The 12,201-nt window shown below is 49.5% G+C and carries 10 protein-coding genes and 2 tRNA genes; 2 read left to right on the plus strand and 10 right to left on the minus strand.

Annotation, left to right across the window (positions count from 1 at the left end; genetic code table 11):
* Positions 1-511: carboxypeptidase-like regulatory domain-containing protein (locus tag JJU14_RS12165; protein WP_228613918.1), on the minus strand; the 511-nt coding region annotated here is incomplete at its 3' end.
* A 374-nt stretch (positions 512-885) separates the two neighbouring features.
* Here JJU14_RS12165 and JJU14_RS12170 point away from each other — a divergent pair.
* Positions 886-2,001 (plus strand): endonuclease/exonuclease/phosphatase family protein, encoded by a 1,116-nt coding sequence (locus JJU14_RS12170; RefSeq protein ID WP_228613920.1) that lies wholly within the window; start codon positions 886-888, stop codon positions 1,999-2,001.
* Between the two features lie 6 nt (positions 2,002-2,007).
* Here the strand turns inward: JJU14_RS12170 and gpt are convergent, their stop codons facing one another.
* From gpt to JJU14_RS12195, 5 genes are all read right to left on the minus strand, one after another.
* The gene (gene gpt, locus JJU14_RS12175; protein WP_228613922.1) at positions 2,008-2,484 is read right to left on the minus strand and encodes a xanthine phosphoribosyltransferase; all 477 of its coding nucleotides are present in this window, start codon (positions 2,482-2,484) and stop codon (positions 2,008-2,010) included.
* Between the two features lie 5 nt (positions 2,485-2,489).
* On the minus strand, positions 2,490-3,194 hold the full coding sequence (gene deoD / locus JJU14_RS12180; protein ID WP_228613924.1) for a purine-nucleoside phosphorylase: 705 nt from the start codon (positions 3,192-3,194) through the stop codon (positions 2,490-2,492).
* Between the two features lie 12 nt (positions 3,195-3,206).
* Positions 3,207-4,421, minus strand: coding sequence for a phosphopentomutase (locus JJU14_RS12185; protein ID WP_228613966.1), 1,215 nt, complete (start codon positions 4,419-4,421; stop codon positions 3,207-3,209).
* Between the two features lie 199 nt (positions 4,422-4,620).
* A tRNA-Phe gene (locus JJU14_RS12190) sits at positions 4,621-4,696 on the minus strand.
* Positions 4,697-4,760: 64 nt separating this feature from the next.
* Positions 4,761-4,836, minus strand: a tRNA-Phe gene (locus JJU14_RS12195).
* 382 nt (positions 4,837-5,218) lie between these two features.
* Between JJU14_RS12195 and JJU14_RS12200 the strand changes: the two genes are divergently transcribed.
* Positions 5,219-7,483 carry an ATP-binding protein gene (locus JJU14_RS12200; RefSeq protein WP_228613926.1) on the plus strand — a complete coding sequence of 755 codons (2,265 nt, stop codon included), beginning with the start codon at positions 5,219-5,221 and terminating at the stop codon, positions 7,481-7,483.
* A 38-nt stretch (positions 7,484-7,521) separates the two neighbouring features.
* On the opposite strand, the gene kdsA is transcribed toward JJU14_RS12200, so the two are convergent.
* The 4 genes from kdsA to prfA all read right to left on the minus strand — a co-directional run bounded on the left by kdsA (position 7,522) and on the right by prfA (position 12,165).
* A complete protein-coding gene (gene kdsA, locus JJU14_RS12205; protein ID WP_228613928.1) occupies positions 7,522-8,370 on the minus strand; it encodes a 3-deoxy-8-phosphooctulonate synthase in 849 nt (282 codons plus the stop codon).
* Between the two features lie 183 nt (positions 8,371-8,553).
* Complete coding sequence (locus tag JJU14_RS12210; RefSeq protein ID WP_228613930.1) at positions 8,554-10,134, minus strand: DUF3369 domain-containing protein; 1,581 nt, start codon at positions 10,132-10,134, stop codon at positions 8,554-8,556.
* A gap of 84 nt (positions 10,135-10,218) precedes the next feature.
* The gene (gene prmC / locus JJU14_RS12215) at positions 10,219-11,073 is read right to left on the minus strand and encodes a peptide chain release factor N(5)-glutamine methyltransferase (protein WP_228613932.1); all 855 of its coding nucleotides are present in this window, start codon (positions 11,071-11,073) and stop codon (positions 10,219-10,221) included.
* A gap of 3 nt (positions 11,074-11,076) precedes the next feature.
* Positions 11,077-12,165, minus strand: a complete 1,089-nt coding sequence (gene prfA, locus JJU14_RS12220) for a peptide chain release factor 1 (protein WP_228613934.1) — start codon at positions 12,163-12,165, stop codon at positions 11,077-11,079.
* Positions 12,166-12,201 lie beyond the last annotated feature (36 nt).

The following is a 12,201-nucleotide window of genomic DNA, read 5'->3' on the forward strand; positions in this document are numbered from 1 at the left end:
AAGAGCGGTTGCTATCACCTAAATCCGTTGCCAGAGGGTTTTGACGGACAATATCCTTAAGATCGCGATCAAACGAAGGCATGGTTTGAATTTCACGCTCACCCCAAGTGCTGGAAGAGCCCGCCTGATACATCGTAGGATTGATGCGTGTACCAGTAACAGCAATACGCTCTACATCCGACGCTTCAAGTTGCTGATTTAAACGATAGGGATCACCCAAGGAAAGGAAGATATTATCTAACTCAACATCTCTATGAACGTCAGAATCGATAATCACACGATATGGACCACCTACGCGCAAACCAGATGCAACGAAGTTGCCTGAAGCATTGGTGACCGTTTCAGTACGGGTACCGGATGGAATATGCTCAATAATAATGCGTGTATTTGGCGCAGCTGTGCCGGTTGGGCTCAGGATCTGTCCGCGCATGGAAGACGATGTTTCTGCAATGGCAAACTGGCTAGCACCCATTGCAAGGGCTACAGCCATAGCTAAATGTTTAATTTTCATATCGTTTCACCTGGTAGTTTTCGAATTTTTACCCAATCCATTTGAATACATAGACTGTCTTCAATTTGGGTAGATATCCTAACGAATGATTGTGACGTTTTTTTTACGCCGAACCGAACTGCTGAGGAACTTTTTCCCTAACGGCGCATCTAACTCGTTTGGTCATACAATTGTAACATGACTGGTCAGAGTTGCGTACTTGCTAATGCAATAATTTCGCAGAAATTTTCTTCATCTATCGATTCGTTTTCCTGTATTACCCCCGGGAATAGCCTCACGAATTAGCCCCAAATTAAAATGGTAACCACTGGTAACCTCACGCTAAACACACTATCATTTTCCATCATATTCAGTCGCTTAATAGGCCTTTAAGCATGACTCACTCTGCCGGAATCCGAGTTGCAACCTTCAACGTTAGTATGGAAGCTGGCAACTACCTGCCCGCTGGTCAGCATGGCGATCAAAGCGTCCTGATTGAGCGGTTAGCCACTGGCACAGAGCCGCAAATCCAGGCTATTGCCCGTATTATTCAGCTCACCCGCCCGGATATCATCCTACTGACTGAATTCGATTACATTGCATCACCCGCGCAGGGCTTAACAGCGTTTATGGAAAATTATTTGGCCATATCCCAACAAGGCGCTCTCCCCATTGATTACCCCTACTTTTTTTATACTGAGGTAAACAGCGGTCAGCCAAGTCCCTTTGATCTAAACCGGGATGGGAATGCCAGTGGCATCGGTGCCGATGCCTGGGGATTTGGCTTTTATCCGGGCCAATACGGCATGCTGGTCCTATCACGCTATCCGATCATTCAGAATGAAGTACGCACTTTTCGCCACTTTAAATGGAAGGATATGCCGGGACACCTCAGAGCCAGCCTGGCCGATGGCAGTGCCTGGTACGAAGCCGAGGCGTGGAACCAGTTTCCTCTTTCATCCAAATCACACTGGGATATCCCCATTTTGGTTGAAGGAAAACATTTGCATCTGTTCGCCAGTCACCCAACACCGCCGGTATTTGATGGGCCGGAGCAGCGCAATGCTAAACGCAATCACGATGAAATTCGTTTTTGGGTCGATTACATCAGCACCGGGCAAGGGGATTACTTCTATGATGACAATGGACGCACAGGTGGCTTTAATAGTTCTGCGCCTTTCGTGATACTGGGCGATTTGAACGCCTCGCCTGTCGAAGGTGAGGCCATAAAAGCTGGTATACAACGCTTACTGGATCACCCTGCAATTCAAGACCCACGGCCGGTCAGTCGTGGCGGCGCACAGCACAGCCTGAATAACCCGCATGCAGCACAGCATACCGCAGCATGGCGTATGCGAGCTGATTATGTTTTGCCGAGTAAAGCCGGAATAAAAGTACTATCTAGTGGCGTTTTCTGGCCAGCGGCAGATGAACAGGATTACCGACTGGTTCAACAACGTGGGACCAGCTCGGATCACCGGCTGGTCTGGGTTGATTTACGATTGAAATAAAGCGCTTTAGCCTTGCTGCTCCACCAAAGGCGCGCTGTAGCTCAGCTCGGTATCCCACGGCAATTGAATCCAGGTGTCTTGCTCAATGTCGGTGACATAAACATCCACCAGAGGCTTACCCTGTGGTTTGGCATAAACCGTCGCCAAGGTTGCCTTGGGGAACTGCTGCTTGATCACTTTAGCCGTTTCGCCGGTATCGACCAGATCATCCACAATCAGCAGCGTCTCATCGTCTTGCCAGTCGCAGCCTTTAAGCACAGATAAATCCCCTTGCTTATCATGCTGATAACTGGCAATGCAGATGGTATCGAGCAAACGGATATTCAGCTCCCGGGCTAGGATGGTTGCCGGCACCAGACCACCCCGACTAACAGCCAGGATGCGCTGATAACGGCCGGTCAGCAACTTAGCGGCCAACTCGCGGCTGGCCCGGTGAAAAGCCTCCCAGGAGACGTAAAACATCTTATGATTGGTCAACGACATAGAACTTAATCCACCAAACCCAGTGCAATTTCAACCATGTCGTTAAAGGAGGTTTGACGCAACTCTGCACTTAACGACTCGCCGGTACGGATGTGATCGCTCACCGTCAAAATACTCAAAGCTTCGATACCATATTCAGCAGCCACACCATAAAGGCCAGCAGCTTCCATTTCAACGGCCAGCACACCGTATTTTTCCAGGGTATCAAACAAGGTAGGATTGGGGTTGTAAAACAGGTCCGAGGTAAAGACATTACCCACTTGCACCTGAATATGTTTCTGCCGTGCTGCCGCGACGGCTTTCTCAATCAAATTGAAGCTGGCCATGGCCGCAAAATCCATACCCTGAAGCCTATTGCGGTTAACGGCAGAGTCTGTACTGGCGCCCATTGCAATCACCACATCCCGCACTTTCACAGCATGAGGTAAGGCACCGCAGGAGCCAATACGCACGATGCGTTTCACATCGTAAAACTTAGCCAGCTCAGTGGCATAAATAGACATGGAGGGTACGCCCATGCCAGATCCCATCACGGTCACTGTTTTGCCCTGGTAGCTGCCGGTATAGGCATACATATTACGTACTTCATTGACGCAGCGGACGTCCTGTAAAAACCTATCGGCAATGTGTTTAGCTCGAAGTGGGTCACCTGGCATCAGCACAGTAGCAGCAATATCACCTGGTTTGGCAGCAATATGGGGAGTAGTCATAGGGATCTTCTCTTATTCGGTAGTCAGTTGCTTAAAAAATGAATCGCCATAGGACATGGCTTCCAACGAAAAAAAGTCGGTCAATGTCTGGCCTATATCAGCAAAGCTGTTTCTCTGACCAAGCTCAACAGCAGCCATGCCATTGCGGTAACACAGCACAGGAATAAACTCCCTGGTATGTTCGGTGCCTGGCCAGGTGGGATCACAACCATGGTCAGCGGTCAGCACTAAGATTGCATCATCATCCAGTGCATCAATTAGCTCTGGCAAACGGCCGTCAAAGTACTCCAATGCTTCGCCATATCCTATTGGATCGCGTCGGTGACCATAATTCTGGTCGAAATCAACCAGATTAGTGAAAATCAGACTGTTGCTGCCAGCTTGTTGCATCTGCTGGAGCGTGGTATCAATCAGCGCCTCCAGTCCAGTTGCTTTCAACCCCCGACTAATGCCCTGGTGGGCATAAATATCGGCGATTTTGCCTATGCTGATCACTTCACCACCCGCCGCAGTCAATTTATCCAGCACAGTGGGCGCAGGTGGCAGCACCGAGTAATCACGGCGGTTGCCAGTGCGGGCATAGGTGTCCGGGCCCTCACCCAAAAATGGTCGGGCAATCACCCGCCCAATATTGTATTCATCCAGCAAACGACGGGCAGCCACGCAAAAATCCAGTAATCTCTCCAGGCCAAAGTGTTCCTCATGGGCGGCCACCTGAAACACACTGTCGGCGGAGGTATAGCAAATGGGTTTACCGGTTCGTACATGCTCATCACCCAGCTTTTTCAGGATCTCGGTGCCGGAAGCATGACAGTTTCCCAGAATCCCTGGTACGCCGGTCTCAGCGCACAATTTGTCGATCAACTCCTGAGGGAAACTCTCTGTTTTCTGCAGGAAGTAACCCCAGTCAAACAACACGGGCACACCGGCAATCTCCCAGTGACCACTCGGGGTATCTTTACCACTGCTCAGCTCGGCAGCATAGCCATAGGCTCCTGCCACCTGAGCTGCATCCTGCACCAAAATTGTTTGATCCGATGCCGCTCTGGCCGCACGAACTAAGCCAAGCCCAGCCAGATTAGGTAGCTCCAACTGACGACCTTTGGCTTTGGCAAACTCTCTGGCAATGCTGGCTAAGGTATTGGCACCAACATCGCCAAAGCGATCGGCATCGGGCGCACAGCCTACACCAAAACTATCCAGTACCAGGATCACAGCCTTTGTCATCATCGCCTCGCTTTGCTGAATGGGTTCTCATCAGCATTGATGGGATTGTTGGAACAGTATATCAAGTTTCCAAAAAAAATGATGTTAACAAGGGCGATTAGGAAGGTGCAAACAATCGGACCACCGAAGCAATAGCATGAGATTCCGCCATGAAGGACTGAACTCAGTACAAAAAAGCTTTGATAACAAAAGATGGGAATGGTGCCCAGAGGCGGAATCGAACCACCGACACGAGGATTTTCAATCCTCTGCTCTACCGACTGAGCTATCTGGGCATACAGTGCCTGTAAAGGCGAAAACATTTAACGTGTTGCGTGCACCAATCTTGGCAGGAAAGAATGGTGCCCAGAGGCGGAATCGAACCACCGACACGAGGATTTTCAATCCTCTGCTCTACCGACTGAGCTATCTGGGCAACGGGGAGGTATTAAACGGATTTTGCCAAAGCAAGTCAATCATTTTTTTTCTTCCAGCAAGCGTTCGCTTATTCTCTGAGCAAAGGACTAGCATGCCTGTATTTTTAGTGAACACAGAGTTCATTTCTCAGCCCAAGCTGCCCTATGCTACAATCAGCCGAAAGCAGGCAAATATCCTAAACCTTTCATAGCCTTGGTACTCGCATGGAAAAATCATCGTTTTTTGGTCCACTGTTTTGGCGAAGCTTCCCTATTTGCTTGCTGTTTAGTTCGCTGCTGATGTTGTTAGCCTTCATGATATTGCGAACAGGCCCTCTCGAGGCTCTGTCACTCATAACTCTGCTCAGCTGCCTGCTAAGCATCATGCTAACTGCTGTATTGATGGCGATATCCATAAGCTACCTTTGCAATCGACTACTGCACCGTTATCTCGATCCCGTATTAAAACCTTTGCATACTGCTGTTCGTGATGAGCAATATCATGTTCGTCTTGATGAACACCGTGAGCATGACTTTGGTTTACTGGCTGGTCTGATTAACCGCCTATTGCAACGTATTGAGAAAGGCGAACAAAACGACCAGCAAGCAGAACACAACATCGCCCAATTACGCCAGGAAATAGAGCAACGCATTAAAGAGCGTACCGATGCTTTAGAAACCGCCAAACTAACCGCAGAAAAAGCTAATGAAGCAAAATCCACTTTTCTGGCAACCATGAGCCATGAAATCCGTACGCCAATGAATGGTATAATTGGCACCATGGACTTACTGCGCAAAACACCGCTCAATAATGCCCAATTCCGCATGACGGATACCATACGGGAGTCGTCGTTTTCATTGCTGCGTATTCTGGATGATATTCTCGATTTTTCTAAAATCGAGGCCGGAAAATTAGAGCTGGAAAGTATCCCACTGTCACTGGTGGACATCATCGAGGCCGTTGGACGAATTTTGGTATCCGTCGCCCATCAACGTCAAATCGATTTAAAGCTCTTTATCGACCCACGCATTCCAGATGGTCTTTTTGGTGATCCGGTTCGCCTGCGACAAATCCTCTACAACCTGGCTGGCAATGCCATTAAGTTTACCAGTACCACCCCGGAGAAAACCGGACTGGTGGTGATCCGGGCAGACTTACTGGAAAGCACCATCGACTACTGCCAGGTACTGTTTAGCATCACGGATAATGGCAAAGGCATGACCAAGCGGCAAATTAACTATGTGTTCCAGCCGTTTAATCAAGCCGAAGGCTCCATTACCCGCAAGTTTGGCGGCACGGGTTTAGGCTTGTCGATTTGTCAGCGGTTAACCTCATTAATGTATGGCCAGATTGAGGTGCAAAGTGAGCTGGATAAAGGCACCGAGTTCCGGGTGCAAATACCACTACGCCGCTCTGATGAAGTACAACAACTGGACCAGGAATTACTGCGCGACGTCCAACTGGTGCTGTTTAGCACCGATCACGACAATACCGAGCACCTGAGCTGTTATCTGGACTATCTAAGTGCTGATTACCACAGTTTCCAGCGCTTCGAGCAACTGCTTGAGCGTGCCGAACAACAACACTTGCTACCACCCAAAGTGAAAGGGGTTTGGCTGCTTGATGCCACCTATGAACAAATTAGCAGTGCTCAGATTACGCAGTTGGTTGAACACAGCAAGTTACAGCAAATTCGGTTTGTTATTATTACCAACCTGATCGAATTGACTGAGCTCAGCAGTGAGCGAGTCATTTATCTGCATAGTTCGCCCATTTGTCGCAGCCATGTGATCGACGCCATCTTAATTGCAGCTGGTAAAAAAACCAATGTGCTGTTGGAGCAAAACCAGCAACAAGCGTTTAAGACAGCACCAACATTGGAAGCAGCTCGCCGAAAAGGCCAATTGATTTTGCTGGCTGAAGACAATCAGATGAATCAAAAAGTTATTCTGGACCAACTCAATGCGCTCGGTTATGCGGCAGAAGTTGCTGACGATGGTGCTATCGCGTTGGAAATGTGGCGAAATTACCGCTATCCATTGATTTTGACTGATCTGCATATGCCAAATATGAGTGGATATGATCTGACAGAAGCAGTCCGAAAAGAAGCACTACAAGCCAACGACGACAGCCAGTTTACCCGCATCATTGCCATTACCGCCAATGCACTCAAGGGTGAAGAACAAAAATGCCTTAGTATCGGTATGGATGGTTACATCACCAAACCCATAGAACTGAACATTCTGGAGAGCCTGCTGCAACGCTGGCTACCACAGCAAGCAACTCCGAACAAAGAGCTGATTGAGCAGCAAGGAGCCCGCGAAGCTCGCTACCAAGCGCCGATTTGCTTTACCACCATTGCCAATTACCTTGGGAATGATCCTGCCAAGCATGAGGAGCATTTGAATTTCTTTGTCCAACAAGTTCAGCCATTGCTCAACACGCTGGAAACTGCACTGCAAGAGCGTGAGCGCTCACTGGCACGTCAACAAACCCATCAGCTAAAGGCTATGGCCAAAAGCGTTGGAGCTTTAACCATGACAGAGTATGCCCTGCAATTGGAGGAAGCCTGTGCAGATAAAGATTGGTCAAGTTTGCAGGAACATTTCCGGCAACTTCAGACAGAGTTTCGTAATGTAGAAAATTACGTCCGACAGCGCTATTAACAGCTGTCGGACTATCGTTGGTGAGTGGAAAGCAAGCATCAACTAGCTGAAGTATCCAGCTCTGAAAAGCCTTTAATTAATTCGTCCAACGCTTTCATCTGTGCCAGATAAGGCTCCAATTTTGCTAATGGCAAGGCGCAAGGACCATCGCACTTGGCCTGATTTGGATCCGGATGTGCTTCGATAAATAAACCAGCCAGGCCAAGCGCCATACCTGAACGAGCCAATTGCGCCGCCTGAGCCCGACGACCATCGGCTGAGTCTGCCCGCCCCCCCGGACGCTGCAAGGCATGGGTGGCATCAAAAATAACCGGCGCCATTGCTTTCATATCATCCATGCCAAGCATGTCCACCACCAGGTTGTTATAACCAAAGCTGGAGCCTCGCTCGCACAACATAACCTGCTCATTTCCTGCTTCACTAAACTTGGTAAGAATATGGCGCATTTCTGCCGGGGCCAAAAACTGTGGCTTCTTCACATTGATCACAGCACCGGTTTTGGCCATAGCCACCACCAGATCGGTCTGGCGCGCCAGAAAGGCCGGTAATTGCAATACATCCACCACTTCGGCTACCGGGGCTGCTTGCCAGGGCTCATGCACATCCGTAATCAGTGGCACCTGAAAAGTTTGCTTAATCTCCTGAAATATTTTCAGCCCTTCATCCAGCCCTGGCCCGCGGTAAGAGTGAATGGAGGAGCGATTCGCTTTATCAAAGGACGCTTTAAATACGAACGGAATCCCTAGCTTCTCAGTGACCTGCACATAATGCTCAGCGATATGCATCGCCAAATCACGCGATTCAAGCACATTCATACCGCCAAACAGTACAAAAGGCAGCTTGTTATTTACTGTGACGTTGCCAAAAGCGATGGTTTGTTGAGTCATAAAAATCCTTGTGGTTAATGCTGTGCAAGCAGCTCAAGACAAAGAACGCCGCTAAAGCGGCTATTTTGTCATAAGCCAGGGAAAAACAGGAGCCTTATCGGTCAATCAGGCTGGCAGGTAGTCGATACATCACACTGCGTTGAAGTGATTCGGATATGCTTGCAAACTGCAGTATAGCTGCCCTTAACGAATATCGTCTTCGTCTGAATCCGGGTATTTTTTTAAAATCGTCTCCAGCTTCTCTACCCTTGTTTTAAAAAGCTCGACCAGCTTAGGATCAAACTGTTTGCCAGACTCACTTTCAATCAAGGCAACCACTTTCTCTAACGGCCAGGCCGATTTGTAACAGCGCCGATGACGCAAAGCATCGTACACATCGGCAATAGCAGCAATGCGGCCATAGATATGAATGTCCTCCCCTTTCTTACCATCCGGGTAGCCACTGCCATCCCATTTTTCATGGTGATCGCGCGCTATAATAGCCCCAGCCTGAATAATAGCTCGTTTGGAGTTTTTTAAGATGTCATAACCTATGGTGGCATGGGTTTTCATTACCTCCCATTCCCGCTCATCCAGTCGCTGTGGCTTATTTAAGATGCCATCCGGAATACCCACTTTGCCCACATCATGCAAGGGGGACGCAAACATCAGTTTTTCTGCTTCCTCTTCCGGCAAACCATAGGCTTTAGCCAAATCGTAACAGATAAAAGCCACCCGCTTGACATGATTGCCGGTTTCGATGGAGCGATGCTCAACCGCTTCACTAAGACGATAGACAATTTCCCGTTGAGTATCTTCAATTTCATGCTGCAACTGCACATTCTCATAGGCAATCTGCACATTTTGTGAAAACAACTCGATCAGTTTCTTTTGGCTGTCGGTGATTTGGCCTGGCAGCCCTGAAACATACAGTAGGGAGCCATGGGTAAATTTACTGGTGCAATAAGCCACCAGGTAATTTTCCTTGTAAACGATACTGCGGGTTTTCAAAGCTGCGTAAAAAGCATCCAGCAAAGGTTGCTCCAGCACCTTGGTCACCGGCTCACCTTCTCTTTTTTCGAACTCCCCCATACCGGCAAATACAATCAGATGCTCCGGATTAGTATCTTCGCCAGGGCTACCCGCCACCAGTGAAGAGGTCACCAGCAGTGCATCGTCGTTGCAACCAAGAATCGAAGTTAGCTGCTGCAGTACGCCATCAATAAACTGCTCCATCGAATGGGCAGAGAACAAATCAGCCGACGCATTAATAATTTTTTCCAGGCCTTGGCGGCTGTGATCGATCGCGAGAATATCGCGGTAGGAACGTAAGCTCGACATCACAACGGTAAAAAGCTTTTGCGCGGTGAGTTCGGTTTTGGATTTATAGTCATTGATATCGTAATTAACGATCACCTGCCGCTCTGGTGCCTGACCAGGCTGACCGGTACGCAAGATTATACGCACATGATTGTTCATCAACTCTTCGCGGATATAACGGGCGACTTGCAAACCAGCATCGTCGGTTTCCATCACCACATCGAGCAGCATGATGGCCGTATCCGGATGCTGTTGCATCAAAGCTTTGGCTTCAGCACCGGAGTAGGCACTGATAAACTCAAGACTCTTGCCCTGAAAACTAAAATCGCTAAGGGCCAACTTGGTGACGGCATGCACTTCAGCCTCATCATCCACCACCAGCACTTTCCAGCGGGCAAGGTTACTGGCTTGCTCAGGTTGCTCCTGCTCCGGCACTTCATCGGCGAATAAAAAGTCATCGCTCATGCACACATCACTCTTTGGCTCATCCACTCTTAAGTTATATGTGTAGAATGGCAATTGGTCAAAGGTTAATGCAAGGATCTTTGGTTAGAGCGGACCTTGGCCAAAGCTGATACGCCATTGACCACCATAGTCTTTTTTCGATTGGATCTGGTTAAAGCCAGCATGCAGTAAAGACTCGCGGACAACCTCTGCCTGCTGATAGCCATGCTCTAGCAACAGCCAGCCGCCTGGTTGCAACTGCAGTACACTGCCGGCAATAATTTGCTCAATATCAGCCAGCCCATGTTCAGCAGCTACCAAGGCGGTTTTAGGTTCAAACCGAACGTCGCCCTGCTGCAGGTGCACATCATCCGGTTCAATATAGGGAGGATTACTAACAATCAACTCAAATTTCTGCGCCTTGACGGCTGCGTACCAGTTACTCTGCAAAAAATGACAATTTACCAGCTGCAAAGCAGCTTTATTGTTAGTGGCGCAGGCCACAGCTTCTAGCTGTAAATCAACACCGGTTACCTGCCAGCCTGGTCGTTCTTTGGCTAGCGCCAGCGCAATAGCACCAGTGCCAGTACCTAAATCCAGCACTTTCGCGGTTGCTGGCAATGCAAGTTGCAGTGCTTGCTCAACCAAGATTTCGGTATCAGCCCGAGGGATCAAGGTGGCTGGTGATACAGCCAGTTCAAAATCCCAGAAGTGCCACTGCTTCAACACATAAGCCAGCGGTGTGCCGGTTTGGCGCTGTTGTAGGATACCATCCAACTGCTGCCGCTGCTCTTCAGTCAACAGCTGCCCGGCGTGGCTATACAAGTAGCTGTAATTGCACTGCAACACATGGCTTAGGCAGTATTTAGCTTCGGCCTCAGCCTCCTCCGTTACTTGCGCCAGCACCGTTTTGGCCTGTTTTAACCAACTGGCAAGGGTGCTGGCTGAGCTGTTGGCCATGACTTAGTTGTCTTCAGACATAGCAGCCAGCAAATCGGCCTGATGCTCTTGTTGAATCGGTTCCAGCACCAGCTCCAGGCTGCCTTCCATAATTTCACTCAGCCGGTACAAAGTGAGGTTGATGCGATGATCGGTCAGTCGACCTTGCGGGAAGTTGTAGGTACGAATACGCTCTGAGCGATCGCCACTGCCCACCAGCAAACGCCGGGTCGACTCTTCCGATAACCGGCGTTTTTCATCTTCGGCGGCCTGAATACGCGACTGCAGCATGCTCATGGCCTTGGCGCGGTTTTTATGCTGCGAACGCTCTTCCTGACACTCCACCACAATACCGGTTGGTAAATGCGTTAAACGAATGGCCGAGTCGGTCCGGTTTACGTGCTGACCACCCGCCCCGGATGCGCGGAAGGTATCCACCCGTAAATCGGCCGGGTTGATTTCAATGGCGTCGCTTTCCGGAATTTCCGGCATCACCGCCACGGTACAGGCGGAGGTATGCACCCGGCCCTGCGACTCAGTCGCTGGCACCCGCTGCACCCGATGACCACCGGATTCAAACTTCATGGTGCCATAGACGCCCTCACCGGATAAATGCGCGATGATTTCTTTGTAGCCACCATGCTCACCTTCACTGGCACTCATCACTTCGAGGCGCCAACCGCGGTTTTCTGCAAAGCGGCTGTACATACGAAATAAATCCCCGGCAAAAATCGCCGCTTCATCGCCACCGGCCCCGGCCCGGATCTCCAAAAAGCAGTTGCTGCTGTCATTTGGATCTTTCGGCAACATCAAGACTTGCAATTCAGCCTGCAACGCCTCCAACTGCTGCTTAAGCTCTTTAAATTCATCCTGCGCCATTTCCCGCACCTCAGGATCACTGTCCTGCAACATCAGCTCGGTGTCTTTTAGCCCTTGCTCTACCTGTTGATAGTGCGAAAAGGCTTTGCTGACGTCTTCCAGTTGGCTGTACTCTTTGGACAACTCGCGAAAACGCTCCTGGTTGGCGATGATGCTGGCGTCACTGAGCAGCGCCTGCACTTCTTCGTAGCGCTCTGTCAAGGCTTCCAGCTTGCCGTATACCGATGCTTTCATGATGACTGTGGTTCCTTGGGAAAATCCGGCTCTGAA

This window comes from Alkalimonas sp., from assembly GCF_020831925.1.
In the GTDB taxonomy this organism is placed as follows: Bacteria; Pseudomonadota; Gammaproteobacteria; order Enterobacterales; family Alteromonadaceae; genus Alkalimonas.

Excerpts from the sequence above, each read along its gene's own strand:
- deoD (WP_228613924.1), bottom strand. The coding sequence starts at position 3,194 with ATGACTACTCCCCATATTGCTGCCAAACCAGGTGATATTGCTGCTACT.
- gpt (WP_228613922.1), bottom strand. The coding sequence starts at position 2,484 with ATGTCGTTGACCAATCATAAGATGTTTTACGTCTCCTGGGAGGCTTTT.
- JJU14_RS12210 (WP_228613930.1), bottom strand. The coding sequence starts at position 10,134 with ATGAGCGATGACTTTTTATTCGCCGATGAAGTGCCGGAGCAGGAGCAA.
- JJU14_RS12200 (WP_228613926.1), top strand. The coding sequence starts at position 5,219 with ATGGCGATATCCATAAGCTACCTTTGCAATCGACTACTGCACCGTTAT.
- kdsA (WP_228613928.1), bottom strand. The coding sequence starts at position 8,370 with ATGACTCAACAAACCATCGCTTTTGGCAACGTCACAGTAAATAACAAG.
- JJU14_RS12185 (WP_228613966.1), bottom strand. The coding sequence starts at position 4,421 with ATGACAAAGGCTGTGATCCTGGTACTGGATAGTTTTGGTGTAGGCTGT.
- prfA (WP_228613934.1), bottom strand. The coding sequence starts at position 12,165 with ATGAAAGCATCGGTATACGGCAAGCTGGAAGCCTTGACAGAGCGCTAC.
- prmC (WP_228613932.1), bottom strand. The coding sequence starts at position 11,073 with ATGGCCAACAGCTCAGCCAGCACCCTTGCCAGTTGGTTAAAACAGGCC.
- JJU14_RS12170 (WP_228613920.1), top strand. The coding sequence starts at position 886 with ATGACTCACTCTGCCGGAATCCGAGTTGCAACCTTCAACGTTAGTATG.